Consider the following 16,279-nt stretch of genomic DNA (forward strand, 5'->3'; position numbering starts at 1 on the left):
GAGTGTTTATAAAAGTCCAGAACTTCCTACGTAAAGTGCCTTCTCGCCCGGCAATGATCAACCAAAAATACAGGCGACGCAGATAAGAACGCACGCTGGCCACCCCTTCGCCGGACGTGACGACACAATAAGCGAGAGACCATAACAATGAAGACACAAGTCGCCATCATCGGCGCCGGTCCATCCGGCCTTCTCCTGGGTCAGCTGCTGCACAACGCTGGCATCGACACCGTTATCCTCGAACGTCAGAGTCCTGATTACGTGCTGGGCCGCATTCGTGCCGGCGTCCTCGAACAAGGCATGGTCGACCTCTTGCGCGAGGCTGGCGTCAGCGAGCGTATGGATCGGGAAGGCTTGGTCCACGATGGATTCGAGCTGGCGTTCGAAGGTCGCCAAGAGCGCATCGACCTCAAGACGCTTTCCGGTGGCAAGACGGTCATGATCTACGGCCAGACCGAAGTCACCCGAGATCTGATGGAGGCACGTAAGGCCAGTGGTGCGCTTAGTGTCTACGAAGCCAGCAACGTACAGCTTCACGAGCTGAAAGGCGAAAAGCCCTATGTGACCTTTGAAAAGAATGGCGAAACCGTACGCCTGGACTGCGACCATATCGCCGGGTGCGATGGCTATCATGGCATCTCGCGCCAGTCGATTCCGGCAGACGCGCTCAAGACGTTCGAACGGGCGTATCCCTTCGGCTGGCTGGGCGTCCTGGCCGACACCCCACCGGTGAACGAAGAGCTGATCTATGCCAACCATGAGCGCGGCTTTGCCCTATGCAGCATGCGCTCCAAGACGCGTACCCGCTATTACGTGCAGGTTTCCGCTGACGAGAAGGTCGAGGACTGGTCCGACGAACGCTTTTGGGATGAACTCAAACAGCGCCTGCCGGCCGAAACCGCTGCCAGACTTGTTACCGGCCCCTCTATCGAGAAAAGCATCGCGCCTCTGCGCAGCTTTGTGGTCGAGCCCATGCAGTATGGTCATCTCTTCCTTGTCGGCGATGCGGCGCATATCGTTCCACCCACAGGGGCCAAGGGGTTGAATCTGGCGGCCAGCGATGTCTGCACCCTGTACCGGATTTTGACCAAGGTTTATCACGAAGGCCGTACGGATCTCCTACAACGCTATTCGGAGGTCTGTTTGCGCCGCGTCTGGAAAGCCGAGCGTTTTTCCTGGTGGATGACTTCCCTGCTCCATCGCTTTCCTGATACGGATGACTTTGGCCACCGCATCCAGCAGACCGAGCTGGATTATTTCCTGGGTTCTGAGGCCGGTAGAAAAACCATTGCCGAAAACTATGTCGGTCTGCCTTATGAACCCATCGAATAAGGCGACGGCAGCCAAGCTCTGGTAATCTGGCCGTCTTGACCCACGCCCCGTAAAGCGCATCCACTCGGCTGCGTTTTACGCTGCACGCCAGGACTGTCCATGCCCAGCACCTACCTAGAACAATTACCTCAGGAAATTCAGGCCAACGTCCGCACTGCGCTGGCTGAAGATGTAGGAACCGGCGACATCACCGCCCAGCTCATCCCTGCCGACTGCACCGCCAGGGCTACTGTCATTACCCGTGAAGACGCCACCCTCTGCGGCACCGCCTGGGTCGATGAGGTGTTCCGCCAGATCGATTCCACCGTAAAGGTTGAATGGCAGGTTCGAGACGGGGAACGGGTCATGGCCGACAAGATTCTTTTTACCCTGTCAGGCCCCGCCCGCTCCCTGCTGACGGGCGAGCGAACAGCGCTCAACTTCCTGCAACTGCTGTCAGGCACAGCGACTCGCTGCAGTTACTACGCAGACTTGGTCAGCGGTACTCAGGTCCGCCTGCTGGATACGCGCAAGACCCTACCCGGCCTGCGGCTGGCACAAAAGTATGCCGTCACCTGTGGCGGCTGTCATAATCACCGCATTGGTCTGTACGATGCCTTTCTTATCAAGGAAAACCATATTGCGGCCTGCGGCGGTATTGCCCAGGCGGTCGAGACGGCGCGTCGTATCGCCCCCGGCAAGCCGGTTGAAGTAGAGGTTGAGAACCTCGCTGAGTTGGAGCAGGTCCTGGCCACAGGCGCTGAAATCGTCATGCTCGACAATTTCTCGCTTGAGGATATGCGCGAGGCCGTAAGAATCAATGCGGGCCGCACCAGGCTGGAGGCGTCGGGCGGTATCGACGACACGACCATTCGCCCAATCGCCGAAACCGGTGTCGACTATATTTCAATAGGCACGCTGACCAAAGACGTCAAGGCACTGGATCTTTCCATGCGCCTGGCGCTTTGATCATATGCCTCCTGTTGTTCACTGCAGGCCGGTTCGCTGGCCCGCAGGCTTTATCAAGGAACCTTTGTGAGCCATCGCTACCTTGTCATCGATAGCAGCGCCTTCACCAGCCCACAGCTGGAAGCCTACCTGTCCGCGCGTCCCAAGAACCGTGTCATCATTTCCGACAGCACGGCCGTACAGCTCTTTCAACCCGAGCAATGGGTAACGGCCCGCAACGGATTGTTCAAGCAGTACAAGGATCGCATCTTCTTTTCAGATTCCAGCGGACCAATTCTTCAGGCCGAGCTGGAAGGACGCAAACCCAGCATCCTCGCCGCGCCGTTGACGCGAGCCTTTAACGCGACGATTGCCGCCGAAGGCGAAGAAGAAGCCCGGCAATTGGCATACATCCACAAGAACCTGCTGGATATCGAAGACGAATACCTGGCCAACCGCAAGGTATTTCTCAACACACTTATTACCCATATGAGCAAGGCGCTGCAGGATAATCCTGCCGTTACTCAGGACCGTGAGGCAGCCATTCACCTGGCAGCCGCTACGGCTCAACGTGGTCTCGCCAAAGGGTTCTCTCCAAGCCTGCTTGACGCGCCCTACAGTGTGTTTCTCAAGGCCTACCCTCTGGCAGCCCGCTATGTTGCCCTGCTTGCCTCGCTGCTGGTTGAGCATATCCAGGCAACCGGTACGGCTGCCAAGATGAACGCAACGGCCATTATCGAAACCTTTACGCAGCGGGATAACGTGCTGATTGCCAGCCTGTTCGACGGCCTGTTGAGTACGGATGAGAATACTAACGCTGCCTTCGCCGCGCTCAAGCAGACCCTTGCAGTGCTCAGCAAGGTGGGCGCCCAATCCGTGCATTAACGTCTGGAATGCCCTTGGAATCGGTGGCTTCTGCAGCAGCGGCAGAGGCCACCGATATATTGATCAAGCTCACACTTTAGAACTTTAGCCGTAAACGCTTCAAACCCTCTTCGCTGGTCCGCCTCGCGCTTCCTGTGCGTTTTTCGTCCACGAAAATATCTGTCCCGAACATCATTCATAGCTCCGGTTAATCGTTGACTCATCGTCACTTAGCCGCGCCAATTATTTTTATAAGCGCCTTCGCCATATTTTTGACAGGCCTAAATTAATCATTCTAAATAGCTATTATTGCGACTAATCGCCGCTCTATGACGGCCTTTTCACTGCCATTTCCTTCCTCAAGCCAAACGCTAAGCCGTCGATACGCCAAGCACAACGACAGCATGCGTCGCAGAAATCATCTCGGCGCTTAAGCAACTGTCACGGCTTATCCAGCGCAACACAGCAGCTGGTAATTGATTTATTCAATATTGGGGAAACTTTCATGAACCGCTTTGAATCCATCGCACGACTCAGACGCCTCTTTCGTGGTGCAGTACAGGGGCTGCTGCTCTCTACTTTTGTAGCTACGCTATCCGCTACAGCCCAAGCGGATGATTTAAGCGTCGGTCTGGTTGGCTTGAACATGTCGGGCGCAGGGTTTGCGGCCCACGTTCTACCCGGCCTCAACAACCGCAACTACATTTTTCCTACGGAAACCCATTTCAAGGATTGGAGCGAGAGAGGCGTTCGCCTGATTCGCTTCCCTATTATCTGGGAGCGCCTACAGCCCAAGCTCTACAGCATGCTTGACCCGGACTATGTAGGGCTGATCCAGCAGACCATGAACTATGCACAGAAATACAATGTGCGCGTCATTCTAGACCTGCATAACTATGCGCGTTATCGCGGTGAGCTGATCGGTACAAAGAACGTGCCGTATGCGGCCTACCACGACGTGATGTACCGCATCGCCTTTCGTTGGGCCAAGCACCCTGCCCTCTACGCCTACGACATCATGAATGAACCCAACGGTGCGCTCGATTACTGGCCGACCGCAGCACAGCATGGCATCAATGGCGTGCGTACGGTGGACAAGGTCAAACCCATCATTGTCGAAGGCAATGGTTGGGCGGAGGCAACCCGCTGGGCGCAATGGAACGATTCGCTGCTCAATCTGAAAGACCCGTCCGACAATCTGATTTTCTCGGCGCACACCTATTTCGATAACAACTCCGGTGGCACCTACGAGACCGTGGACGTCAGCACACTGGACCCCATGTATGGTGTGGCGCGAGTGAAGCCTTTCGTAGAGTGGCTGAAAAAGCATGGCAAGAAGGGTTATATCGGCGAGTTTGGCGTCCCGGACAATGATCCTCGCTGGCTGGTACTGATGGACAACATGTTGGCCTATCTCAGACAGAACTGTATCCCGGCAACCTATTGGGCGGCAGGTCCTGGCTGGGGTAACTACAACCTGGCGGTTGAGCCCGTGAATGGACAGGAACGCCCGCAATGGCCGACGCTCAAGAAATACCTGAGCACACCTAGTCAGTGCATACAAATAGGCCCGAACTGATCGGACCTATGGAAATGGGGCCTGCTTGAGGCTCCATTGGCTTACTTGGGCATCGTTTTTGAGGTGACGTACTTGCTCAGGACTTCATTATCATCCAGCGCATGAACATCGGAGGCGACCCACAATTTACGCTCGATCCCCTGGGCAATCAGATGCGCGACAGCCGCTTCGATAGCCGACAGTACACAAAGCTGAGCCGGCTCGTTGGTGGTATAGCCAGACTCTGCCTCTAGTAGCTTCTTGAACTCGACGAACTTGTAGACATCCGCCGAGCGACCAATCGAGAAGATGGTCTTGGATGTCATCACGTTCGCCAATACCTGTCCGCCACGTACATCGATGGCGCGCAGATTGACCGTCACCTGATCGACCCGGTATTCCTGGGAGGCACCGATTCCCAGGTAGCGAGCGCCTTCGCCGCCGCTGCGAATATTGGTGTCGTAGGCAACGATGCCACCCTCCAGCAGGATGTTGGCTGCCTGCAGTGAAGGGAGCGGCTGCTGAATGTTTTGTGGCGTGTTGGGCTTGCTCTGGGTCGCCCGGATGATCTTGCGCTCGGTCAGAATGTTCTGCAGACCCTCACGTTCCAGCACCACGAACCAACCGCTGGCCTGGAGTGCATCGACCAACATGCTGGCGCCACCCTGGGTGACGGCAGTAGAGAACGAGCTGGCCGGGCTGGGCTTGTACTGGCCGGTCTGGTCACGGAACCCATAGACGGCCGCAACAAGCTTGCCTCGCGGTGCCGGCAGATTCAGCAGATCGTAATAGGTGGAAGCCCGTGGGGTCAGTGTAGGTTGGGCATTTTGTTCGGCGGGCATGGGGTCACGCACAGAACATCCCTGCATCAGCATCGCGCACAGCAACGCTGACGACATCATGAGTCGTTTCATAATGGCTATTCCTGGTTTAGCGTGCTGCTTAGTAAGTCGTTCCGGTTACGATCTCGGATATTTCGCCGGTTGCTCGGTCGGTAATATGAATGACCAACTGTCCAGTCTCATCCTTGAGCATATTGACAATAAAATCGTCAGTTTGAAGGCTACCTGCTTCTCCCTTTCGAGCCTTAGCAAGAACGTCAGAGAGCAAGCTAGATTGCAGTTGGTTAGTAAAGCGCTCCAATGCCGATAAAGTAGTTGCCTTTTTGGCATTAGGATCATCATAGTCATTCTGGGCCTGCGCGTTACCAAGCAGATACGAGCCGTTCAACGGGCTGCCGCCAAAAGCAGGGTTCTTGGGGGTATAGACCAGTTCAGTGGCCTGGAGCGACGAGACGGAACCTAGCAATAGCAGCCCTAGCATCGTTGCTGAATGTACGTTCTTATTCTTCATAGCTCGTCTCTGTCCATGTCGAAGGTGTCATATAAAAGATTTTCCAGTTTTTGTTTAGCGACTGTGTCCTTGACCATGTCCGCCGCTGCATAGGCCGTGCCTTTGAGCTCCGCGACATTAGGCTGGATGAACTGCCGGTAAACCACTCGCTGGTCATGCTCCACCCAGACCAAACTTCCCCAACGCGCAGAAGGCCTCTCGCGTACTACCAAGTTGAAATCCAGCTGGCTGGTATCGACCAACCGATCGCTGAAATAGCGATAAAAGTCGTGACCGAAGCGGGAGATCGTGTTGTCAACGATAAAGCCCTGGATATTCTCCTCATCATCGGCAGCCTGTGCCGACATCAGCATCATCATCCCCAGCAGTCCGACTCCCCAACGCTTCATTGCGTTAATGTCCTTTACTCTTTTCGTAGAACTTCAGCGCGGCCTCTGCACGATTGGAGGCGCCAATCTTGCGAAGCAGGTTATGAATATGGCTCTTGATGGTGTGTGTACTCAGGCAGAGCTGATGGGCAATCTCCGCGTTTGAATACCCCTTGCCAACCAGGCTCAGGATCTCACGCTCGCGCCCGGTCAGGTCCACCGCCTCCTCTTCCAGTGTCTGCATCCGCCGATAGCGCTCGATCAGACGCTCCATGACATCACGTGGCAACCAGTCCCGTCCCATCAGCAGGGCTTGTATGCCATTGAGCAAAAGCTCTCGGGAGGTATGGGTGTAGAAGATTCCCTTGATCTCGGGATGCTTTTCGATGAGCTGCTGCGCCTGCTCATCCGAGGTATTGACCAGCGCAACCGGTGCCTGACCAATCAACTGATCCAGCACAGCCGAGCACTGCTCGAATGCGACACTACCGACATCAAGCAGCCACAGAGATGCCCTGGCCTTTTCCAATCCATTGAAGTCACCCACGCATAACTCGAATTCCGTCTGCTGATTGAGAAAGTGCTGGAACAACTGCCCCAACAACTGATTCTTGGTCAGTAGTTTGACGGTAAGTGGCGGGCGGCCTGTTGCCATAATGGCGTCTGCTGAACTCAACTTTAAGCCTCGGTTATTCTTAATGTCGGTAGGCTATCCAACGATCTTGCGATCACAAACAAAAAAGCCCCTGAAACCATTTCGCCTCAAACAAATGAGAAATTAAACACAGCGATATATTGAGATTCTTTTGGCATCACTCCCTGATGACGGTTGAATATTCAGTAGGCTGGATTGAAACAACAGAATTCTCAAGAACCAACGTGAACACTTTATGAAACAGGACTGTATTCACGTAACGAGATACATCAGGAAAAGACTTCTCTTTCCAACTTAGGTAATAGATCACCTGCTGCACCAATCAACGTCCAGTCATCGGAATGTACTCCTGAAACCGGCTGTGGATTGATATGAACGACCGCGGCATCGGCATCACGCGCAATATGAGGCATCTGAGCGGCCGGGTAGACCACACCGGATGTACCGACGGAAAATAGGACATCACACTGGGCTGCCGCATCAAATGCCTGCTGCAAGGCCTGTACCGGTAACGACTCGCCAAACCAGACGACGCCCGGCCTTATAAAACCATTACACCTGGAACAGCGTGGCGGTTCGACACGACGACCTTGATCTGGTTCAACCGGTATTTCACGCTCGAACGAATAGCCGGTGCCGCAGGCAAAACAGCGCGGCTGATGCAGGCTGCCATGCAGGTGCAGTACATCGGCACTCCCGGCACGCTCGTGCAGATCATCGACATTCTGGGTAACGACGGTAGCGCGTGGAAAGTGCTGGGCCAGACGGGCAATGGCAAGATGGGCCGGATTGGGCTGAGCATTCAGCACCTTCATACGACGCCATTCGTACCATCCCCAGACGAGGGCCGGATCCGCCTCAAAGGCTTCGGGGGTTGCCAGTTCGGTGGCATCGAACGTTGCCCAGAGTCCGGTCTGTGCATCTCGAAAGGTGGGAATGCCGCTTTCGGCCGATACGCCTGCACCGGTAAAGAACACCACGTGCTGTGCATCGCGAATATAGTGTTTCAGCGCTTCATCTATCGCCAGGGACGTAGAGGATGGGGTTTGGCTCATAACATCTGTTCCAATCTTTCCATGAGTGGGCCGATCCTGCTTTTATAAAGAGGCCTTTCCGGTCTTTTTTCACCAAAGGTCCTATTGGTGAATAAAACGTTCTTGTCTGAATATGAAATGCTTATCCAGTTGTAGCCAATTAATATGAATTTGCCAGTCGAAACGTAACCAGTTTTTGCGGCAGGCGCTACCATTTTTAATGGGAAGTGCATGCCAGAGCACTGGTGTAAATACGCTACACAATTGCTCAAAGTTCTCATTTTTCTTTTACCAACAGATACCTTATCGTTTTCAAACTCGACCGACGGTGCCGCCACTCATCGTATTTCGACAAGAGCGGGTTCACTCGCTGCGCTACATGCCGATAATCCGGAAGTTCCCTTCGAGCGAGAGTATTTTTCTCTTGCTGACGTTTCGCCTCACCGGAATCGCCATGAAGAAATCCTTTTTTAGCAAGCATCGTTTCACTGTTATTCCCGCGCTGGCCTTGGCTGCAGTAATTGCTGGCAGTATCGGTTATTGGAGCCTGACGTCTGGTCAGGCAACTGTCAGCACAGCAGCCCCCGGCTCGGTTCAAGCGATGCTTGATACGGTCCGCACGGCACCACAACCGTGGACAGACCATCCGCAGGACTTGTCCGTTCTGGTCAACGACATGCGCAGCAACGCCATTGCAGGTGCTGTGATTGGCGAAAAAGCGGTGTATATCACTACCACGGCCAACGCTCACTACACGGTAGCCGATCCTTCTGGCCGGGTCGGCGATCTGGTTCTGCGTGACTACTCGAACCGTGGCGAGACCCTGTTCCCGGTTGCGACCTTTGCCGAATCGGCTGAGCGCAGTCCGGTCATGGAAAGCCTGTTGGCCAACCTGCCCACCTATCTGCTGCTGCTTCTGCTGGCCGTACCGCTGGCGTTCCGCGCTATGAGCCCGTTCAAGATCCAGCGCAAGGGCACGAATGTTTCCTTCGAGGATGTCGTTGGGGCCCATGAAGCCAAGCGTGCACTGGAGGACATCACTACCTGCCTGCGTAACCCTGCCGCCTTCTCGGCACTGGGCGCACGTCCGCCCAAGGGTGTCCTGTTGACCGGCGAGCCGGGCACAGGAAAAACCCAGCTGGCCAAAGCACTGGCTACAGAATGCAACGCGCATTTCATCCAGGTGACGGGCAGTGATTTCTCCTCGATGTTCTTTGGAGTGGGCATTCAGAAAGTGAAGTCCCTGTTCCGTACAGCGCGCAAGAAGGCTCCGTGCATCATCTTCATCGACGAGATCGACGGTATTGGCAAGCGTGCCGAGCAGTCCCGCTCAAGCGACGCGGAAGCTAACCGCATCATCAACCAGTTCCTGACCGAGATGGACGGCTTCGATGGCTCTAGCGGCGTGCTTGTCCTGGGTGCGACCAACTTTGCCAACTCGCTGGACCCGGCACTGGTGCGTGAAGGCCGCTTCGACCGGACCATTGCGGTCGGTCTGCCAACCCTGGAAGACCGTATCGAGCTGTTCCGCCTGTACGCCAAGAAAATTCAGGTGCAGGGTGACCTGGATTTCGAGGCCCTCTCCCGTAACACCGTTGGCCTGACACCTGCTGCCATTGCTTACATTGCCAACCATGCGGCGCTGCTGGCGGCACGTGAGAACTGCACTCAGGTCAGCATGAGCCACTTTGTGGATGCGATCGAGACCTGCCGTATCGGTGAGCAGCCTACTGCTGTCACGCCGCTGAGCGATACCGAGCGGACCCGTATTGCCGTACACGAAGCCGGCCATGCCTTGGTAGCAGCGGCGCTCAACACTGGGCGTGTCGAGAAGGTGACCATCCTGCCCCGTGGTCAGGCCTTGGGTGTGACACTGGTAACACCGGTGGAAGACAAGCGTCTGCATCTGGAGTCGGAACTCAAGGCTCGTATCCAGATGCTGCTCGCCGGCCGCTGTGCCGAACAGATCTACTTCCATGAAGTATCTTCGGGCGCGGCCCAGGACCTGCAGGAAGCCTCCAAGCTGGCCCTGTCGATGGTGGGTTCATTGGGCATGGGACCGAAAGGCTCGCTGATCAGCATTCAGGCACTGCGTGATGCCGGCATTGAATACGATGCAAATACGTCCATCGAGGCCGCAGATGAGCTCCTGCATCGCCTGAACGATCAATGCATGGCCCTGTTGCAGCGCCTGCGTCCGGCCCTGGACAGCATTACCCAAGGCCTGCTCGAGCACGAGACGATCCCGGGCGAGGATGTCATGCATGCGCTGGCTGCCCATGGCGGTAGCGAGGCAGTCAAGGCCCTCAATCGCGCCATCAAGGCCGATCCCGAGCGTGCCCAGAACGCAGCCATGAGCGGTTGGACGCTGGATTAATCCACGCCACAGCTCTCGCTGATCCCCAAAGCCCGTGGTGAACACCGCGGGCTTTTTTTATTGGGAAAAATCTGCAATTTCTTACCGTAGAAAGCAAAACCGTCTGCCTTTCGCCGATAGTCTGAATTGACAAAGTAACAAAGGAACGTTACATAATATTTCCAGTTGTATGACGACGTATGACACAACAATCATAACAAATGGATATGTAGCGCTATGGCCCTCGCAGCGATTACACCTATTCGAAACCGTGTGGCACCGACTACTTATTGTGCAGAGGTAAACCCGTCTACTAGCGCGGTTGTAAGCCTGTTGACAGGCCTACATCTGTCACGCTTGCCTGGCATCACCTGCAGGTCCGGCGTCAAATCAAAGTCGTCATACATCCGCCTCTCGAATCCATCGTACCTCATGCACGTTTCCTCCGATCCGCGTCATTTCGTTATTCGTTGGCCGGGTTTAAGCCCCTTTATGGCGATATCACGCCGAACGCTTCGAGCCCGTTGCTCGCCTTGTGTGTCCTGTTTCGAACGCAGCATTTGACTGCGCATTGCGGCGTTTCAACGCTTTAGCCCTGCCCTGCAGCACAGCTCAACCATTAAGAACAATTAAAGGTGTGTCATGAAAATAAAAGGAATCCGCTGGTGGATGGTCGCCCTTGTCACGGGCGGTCTGATCGTCAACTACCTGGCCCGTAATACCTTGTCGGTGGCAGCGCCCACCATGATGAAAGAGCTCGATTTTGGCGCCGAAGAGTATTCTCACATCGTAATCGCCTGGCAGCTCTGCTATGCCTTCATGCAGCCTATTGCAGGTTACTTGCTGGATGCCATTGGTACCAAGTTGGGCTTTGCGATTTTCGCCATTGCCTGGTCGGTGGCGTGCGCAGCAGCGGCCATGGCCAACGGTTGGCAAGGGCTTGCGTTTTTCCGGGGCCTACTGGGGCTGACAGAAGCGGCCGGTATCCCCGCAGGGGTGAAGGCTACCTCCGAGTGGTTCCCAGCCAAGGAACGTTCGGTCGCCATTGGCTGGTTCAACATCGGCTCATCGGTAGGCGCCCTGCTGGCACCGCCGCTGGTGGTCTGGGCCATCCTGCAGAGCGGCTGGGAGCTGGCGTTCCTGATCGTGGGCGTGCTCGGCATTGTATGGAGCGCCCTGTGGCTGGTGTTCTACAAACATCCGCGTCAGCAGCAACTGCTGTCCGACACCGAGCGGGACTACATTCTTTCGGGCCAGGAAGCCCAGCACAAGGATGAAACGCCTGCCAAAGCCAATTGGAAAAAGATTCTGACCAGCCGTAACTTCTTCGCCATTGGAGCGGCGCGCGTTCTATCCGAGCCGGCCTGGCAGACCTTCAACGCCTGGATTCCGCTGTACATGATGACCGAACGTCACATGAACATTAAGGAAGTGGCTCTGTTTGCCTGGCTTCCCTTCCTGGCGGCAGACATCGGTTGCGTGCTGGGCGGTTACATGAGCCCCTTCTTCCATAAGCACCTCAAGGTCTCGCTGTTCACCTCGCGCAAGATCGTACTGATGCTGGGTGCCTTCTGCATGATCGCACCAGCCTGTACTGGCCTTGTGGCGAGCCCGTACACTGCGATTGCCCTGCTCTGCATCGGTGGCTTTGCCCATCAGACGCTTTCAGGAGCGCTGTACTCGGTGACTGCTGACGCATTCGGCAAGAATGAAGTGGCGACGGCTACCGGCATGGGCGGCATGTTCGGCTACCTGGGCGCCGCGGCGTTCACGTTTGTCTTCGGCGTGCTGGTGACCAAGGTAGGCTACAGCCCACTGTTTATCGTGCTAGCCATTTTCGACATCGTGGCGGCGTTGATCGTCTGGAACGTGGCAACCGACCGCTCTCACCTGACCGACACGCAGCCGGCTAATGCGAACCAGACACTCACTGGCGCCGAACCAGCCAAGAGCTGAGCCTGCTCCTGAATGGAAAAGCGCGGCCTGTGCCGCGCTTTTTTATACCTCTCGTTCCTGAAACACCGACTCCCCCTCAAGGGAAATCAGGTTCAGTTCAAGGTCCGCCCGCTCTGCCCACTGCTCATCGATCTCGGCTTTGACGGACACACCCAACGCACGGAAATCGTTGACCTGCTTGACCAGGTTGCCCTGCCCGCTAACGAGCTGCCCGCAGGCCTTGTGATAAGCCTCCTGGGCTTTTTCCAGGCTCTTGCCAATACCGTCCATGCTTCCCAGAAAGGTCCGTAGCTTGTCGTATACCCTGCTGGCACGGTCAGCCAGTTCGGCGGTGTGCCGGCTCTGGTCTTCGAAGCGCCAGAGCTGCCGGACAATATTGAGGCTGGTTAGCAGAGTGGTCGGGGTTGCGACCAGCACATTCTGTTCGATGGCCCGCTGGAATAAGGTCTCGTCTGCCTTGAGGGCCTCGACAAATGCCGACTCGATGGGTACGAACATGAAAACCATCTCGGGTGCATTGAGTCCCGGCAGCTTGAAATACTCACGATCCGATAGCTCGCGGATGCGCTCTCCTACCGCGCGCACGTGTTCTGCCAGAGCGATCCGGCGCTCGGCCTCATCTTCACAATTGATGTAGCGGGTATAGGCGTTGAGCGAGACCTTGGCATCAATGATGAGGTGCTTGTTCTGGGGCAGATACACCAGGACGTCCGGCCGACGACGACCTGTCTCGGTGGTAAAGCTGACTTCACGCATGAAATCGGTGCCCTGACGCAAACCGGAGCGCTCCAGCACGTTTTCAAGAATCAGCTCACCCCAGTTGCCCTGAGCTTTCTTCTGGCCTTTCAGGGCGGTCGCCAGCTCATGGGCCTCCTGCGTGATCTGCCGATTAAGCTCTTTTAGATCGAACAGCTGCTGTGCCAGAGCGGCCTGCTGCTGGGTGTCCTTGTGATGGATATCTTCAACCTTGTGGCGGAACGCTTCGATCTGCTCGCGAAATGGCTTGAGCAATGCATCCAGCGACTGCTGACTGTGCTGGGAAAAGGTCTGCCCCTTCGCCTCGAAGATCTGGCTGGCCAGTTGCTCGAATTCGGCCTTGAGTTGCTCGCGGCTTTCCTTCAGGAGCTGAGTCTGCTCAAGGAAATGCTGTTCTTTTTGCTCAAGCGTGGTCCGCAAGGTGGCATGCTCTTCCACCAGCTGGGCGTGCCGTGTCTGTATATCCTGGAGTATCTGCTGCTCGCGGGCCTGCTGGGTGCGCTGCTCGGCAAGCTGCTGCTGCAGGCCGTTCAGCTGCGCGCGCGCCGCCTCAGACGCGGCACGGTAATCTGACATATCCAACTGCGCCTGACGCGCCTGACCACGCAGCTCCGTCTCGCTTTGCCGGAGCATTTCGATCTGCTCTTTCAGCTGCTTTATGCGGTCACGCTCGGCATTCAGCTCAACCGCCTGCCGACTGTTGGCCACTTCCAACCGCTGGGCCTCATTGCGCTCTGCCTCGATCAGTTCCTGGGTTTCCTGAAGGCGCGCCTGCAAACCTTGCTGCTGTCTGACCAGCAACGCTGCCGTGACGCCCCACCCCAGCAGAGCCGCCAGCGGCAACACTAGGGAGATCAGGTTCAGCGAATTCATAGCCAGCCTCACAACGGATACATCAAAGCTCGCACCTTATGTGGGCCGGATGAGCCCGTCCAGTGCCTACGGCCCGGTTTTAGCGCGAAAGGATTATTTGTAGAGCAGCCTGGTAGCATTTGTACCGCCAGCCGCCACGTCAGCGATAACTCCCAAGCCTGCCCCACCCAACCTGCAACGCATACAGATTGGGTAAGGCGCTCCACGCCAAGGCCGATACGCTTTACATGTGAACAGGCTTACATCAGCATCAACCCACTCAGGCGCCTGACCCGGCGGGACACCGCCTCTTCAAAAACGCCTGTTTTGGATTCGATCAAGCTGAACCAGTCCCGGGCCCGGGTGATACCGGTATAGATCAGCTCCTTGGTCAATACCGGGCTGATTGTATCCGGCAGGATCAGCGCCGTATGCGCGAACTCGGAGCCCTGGGACTTGTGTACTGTCATGGCAAACACGGTTTCCACGGCAGATAACCGGCTCGGCAGAATGAAGCGCAGGCCGCCGCTACCGTCATTGCGCGGGAAGGCTACACGAATTGCCTTGCCTGATCGATTGGCAGGCTCTGGCATACATAAGGCAATGCCGATATCGCCATTCATGAGGTTCAGGCTGTAGTCATTCTTGGTCACGAGTACCGGGCGGCCCTCGTACCAGCCCTGGTCCTGGCTGATAAGCCCGGCACTGAGCAACGCCTTGGCGATCCGCTGGTTAAGTCCCTCTACTCCCCAGGGTCCTTTACGGACCGCGCAGAGCAGCTGGAACTCATCGAAGGCATCCAGCACGTCCTTAGCCCAGACTTCCCAGACAGGATCATCCATTGGCAGGTCGTAACTGGGCCGAAGCGCCTGCATCATACTCAGATAATGCCGGTAGCCGCGGGGTCCCTTGGGTGAGTGACCATCCAGCACTAGCTTTTCCAGTGCCCTGTCTTCGGCATCGCGCAGCCGCAGGCAGAACAGGTCATCGTAGGTCTTTTTGACCAACAGCTCACGTGCACTGCTGGCCTCCTGAAGATTTACCCGGCGTGCCAGCTGGCCGATACCGCTACTGGAATTGAACCGGCGAGAATGACGTAGCATGACGACCTGCTGTGCCAGAGCATGCTGCTCCTCGTGACCGTCTTCCAGCGATTCGTCGCTCAGGCATTCCCCGCAGATTTCCTCCAGCCACGCGCGGGTTTTCGGCGTGTAATAGCCCAGCTCGGCATCACGGCACAGATCGCCCAGAACGGCGCCTGCCTCGACCGAGGCCAGCTGATCCTTATCGCCCAGCAAGATCAGCCGCGCGTGCTGCGGAAGTGCGTCGAGCAGGCAGGCCATCATCTCCAGATCGATCATGGACGCCTCATCCACGACCAGCACATCCAGCGGCAGCGGGTTGCTGACGTGATGGCGGAAATGACGGGTATCCGGGCGGCTACCAAGCAGCCGGTGCACCGTAGTAACGTCTACGGGAATATGCGGACGCACGGCCTCGCTTACACCCAATGACTGCACCTGTCGCCCAATGGATTCGGTCAGCCGGGCGGCAGCCTTGCCTGTTGGCGCCGCCAAGCGGATACGCATGGGCGTTCCCTTCTCGACAGCCGGAGCCTGAAGCAGCGCAAGAAGCCGGACAACTGTAGTGGTCTTGCCGGTACCCGGACCGCCGGTGATGATGCTGAACGCGCCTCGCGCCGCCAGGGCACAGGCCAGCTTCTGCCAGTCGGTCACGTTCTTGCCATCGATCAATGGACGCTCGGGAAACAGCGCAGCCAAGCGTGTGCAAAGGTCATCCGGCACAGACCCCAGGCCGGAGAGACGCAGCCGCAGGCATTCGCTGACACGGCGCTCATAGCTCCAGTAACGGCGCAAATATAACCGCTGGCCATCGAGCACCAGCGGACAGTCATCGACCTGACCGATGGCCACAATAGGACTGGCCTCCAGCGCACTCAACCAGTGCGCTACGTTGAGAGCTGTCAGTACCTCGGAAGGCAGCAGCACCGGTTGCCTGTCTTCATCGCCCTCCGGTGGCAGCGATAATGCCATGTCCGGGTTGCCCAAGGTTTCGGCGAGATCCAGACACACATGCCCATGGCCCAGCTGATGGCTGGTCAATGCCGCTGCCAGCATCACGCTCGGGTGGCTCTGCCCGTCGAGCTCATAAAGAAAGGATACAAAGGCGCGGTCCAGCGGCCTAAGCCACCCTCGCTCAACCCAGCGGTCCAGCAGCAAAAACAGATCCGCCATGCATTCAAGCGGC

13 protein-coding genes are annotated in these 16,279 nt (G+C 56.6%); 6 read left to right on the top strand and 7 right to left on the bottom strand.

Annotation, left to right across the window (positions count from 1 at the left end; genetic code table 11):
• Nucleotides 1-147: 147 nt before the first annotated feature.
• The 4 genes from pobA (at nt 148) to PLU01S_RS09710 (ending at nt 4,702) form a co-directional block, all read left to right on the top strand.
• Nucleotides 148-1,332 (top strand): 4-hydroxybenzoate 3-monooxygenase, encoded by a 1,185-nt coding sequence (gene pobA, locus PLU01S_RS09695; RefSeq protein ID WP_074827702.1) that lies wholly within the window; start codon nt 148-150, stop codon nt 1,330-1,332.
• A gap of 99 nt (nt 1,333-1,431) precedes the next feature.
• Nucleotides 1,432-2,280, top strand: a complete 849-nt coding sequence (gene nadC, locus PLU01S_RS09700; RefSeq protein WP_074827704.1) for a carboxylating nicotinate-nucleotide diphosphorylase — start codon at nt 1,432-1,434, stop codon at nt 2,278-2,280.
• Nucleotides 2,281-2,346: 66 nt separating this feature from the next.
• Nucleotides 2,347-3,144 carry a hypothetical protein gene (locus PLU01S_RS09705; RefSeq protein ID WP_074827706.1) on the top strand — a complete coding sequence of 266 codons (798 nt, stop codon included), beginning with the start codon at nt 2,347-2,349 and terminating at the stop codon, nt 3,142-3,144.
• A gap of 484 nt (nt 3,145-3,628) precedes the next feature.
• On the top strand, nt 3,629-4,702 hold the full coding sequence (locus PLU01S_RS09710; RefSeq protein WP_083397948.1) for a glycoside hydrolase family 5 protein: 1,074 nt from the start codon (nt 3,629-3,631) through the stop codon (nt 4,700-4,702).
• Between the two features lie 41 nt (nt 4,703-4,743).
• Here PLU01S_RS09710 and PLU01S_RS09715 read toward each other — a convergent pair whose 3' ends face one another.
• The 5 genes from PLU01S_RS09715 to PLU01S_RS09735 all read right to left on the bottom strand — a co-directional run bounded on the left by PLU01S_RS09715 (nt 4,744) and on the right by PLU01S_RS09735 (nt 8,112).
• The gene (locus PLU01S_RS09715; protein ID WP_010797523.1) at nt 4,744-5,595 is read right to left on the bottom strand and encodes a CsgG/HfaB family protein; all 852 of its coding nucleotides are present in this window, start codon (nt 5,593-5,595) and stop codon (nt 4,744-4,746) included.
• Nucleotides 5,596-5,623: 28 nt separating this feature from the next.
• On the bottom strand, nt 5,624-6,034 hold the full coding sequence (locus tag PLU01S_RS09720) for a curli assembly protein CsgF (RefSeq protein ID WP_010797522.1): 411 nt from the start codon (nt 6,032-6,034) through the stop codon (nt 5,624-5,626).
• The gene (gene csgE, locus PLU01S_RS09725; protein WP_019366624.1) at nt 6,031-6,423 is read right to left on the bottom strand and encodes a curli production assembly/transport protein CsgE; all 393 of its coding nucleotides are present in this window, start codon (nt 6,421-6,423) and stop codon (nt 6,031-6,033) included. The genes PLU01S_RS09720 and csgE overlap by 4 nt, the downstream gene beginning before the upstream one ends.
• A 4-nt stretch (nt 6,424-6,427) precedes the next feature.
• Nucleotides 6,428-7,057, bottom strand: a complete 630-nt coding sequence (locus PLU01S_RS09730; protein ID WP_019366625.1) for a helix-turn-helix transcriptional regulator — start codon at nt 7,055-7,057, stop codon at nt 6,428-6,430.
• A gap of 269 nt (nt 7,058-7,326) precedes the next feature.
• Nucleotides 7,327-8,112, bottom strand: a complete 786-nt coding sequence (locus PLU01S_RS09735; protein ID WP_074827707.1) for an SIR2 family NAD-dependent protein deacylase — start codon at nt 8,110-8,112, stop codon at nt 7,327-7,329.
• A gap of 433 nt (nt 8,113-8,545) precedes the next feature.
• Between PLU01S_RS09735 and PLU01S_RS09740 the strand changes: the two genes are divergently transcribed.
• A complete protein-coding gene (locus PLU01S_RS09740) occupies nt 8,546-10,468 on the top strand; it encodes an AAA family ATPase (protein WP_074827712.1) in 1,923 nt (640 codons plus the stop codon).
• A gap of 621 nt (nt 10,469-11,089) precedes the next feature.
• On the top strand, nt 11,090-12,403 hold the full coding sequence (locus PLU01S_RS09745; RefSeq protein ID WP_074827716.1) for an MFS transporter: 1,314 nt from the start codon (nt 11,090-11,092) through the stop codon (nt 12,401-12,403).
• 42 nt (nt 12,404-12,445) lie between these two features.
• On the opposite strand, the gene PLU01S_RS09750 is transcribed toward PLU01S_RS09745, so the two are convergent.
• Nucleotides 12,446-14,032, bottom strand: coding sequence for a DNA recombination protein RmuC (locus PLU01S_RS09750; protein ID WP_074827718.1), 1,587 nt, complete (start codon nt 14,030-14,032; stop codon nt 12,446-12,448).
• Nucleotides 14,033-14,271: 239 nt separating this feature from the next.
• Nucleotides 14,272-16,266 carry an exodeoxyribonuclease V subunit alpha gene (gene recD, locus PLU01S_RS09755; RefSeq protein ID WP_074827844.1) on the bottom strand — a complete coding sequence of 665 codons (1,995 nt, stop codon included), beginning with the start codon at nt 16,264-16,266 and terminating at the stop codon, nt 14,272-14,274.
• Nucleotides 16,267-16,279 lie beyond the last annotated feature (13 nt).

The sequence above is a fragment of the Pseudomonas luteola NBRC 103146 genome, from assembly GCF_002091675.1.
In the GTDB taxonomy this organism is placed as follows: domain Bacteria; phylum Pseudomonadota; class Gammaproteobacteria; order Pseudomonadales; family Pseudomonadaceae; genus Chryseomonas; species Chryseomonas luteola.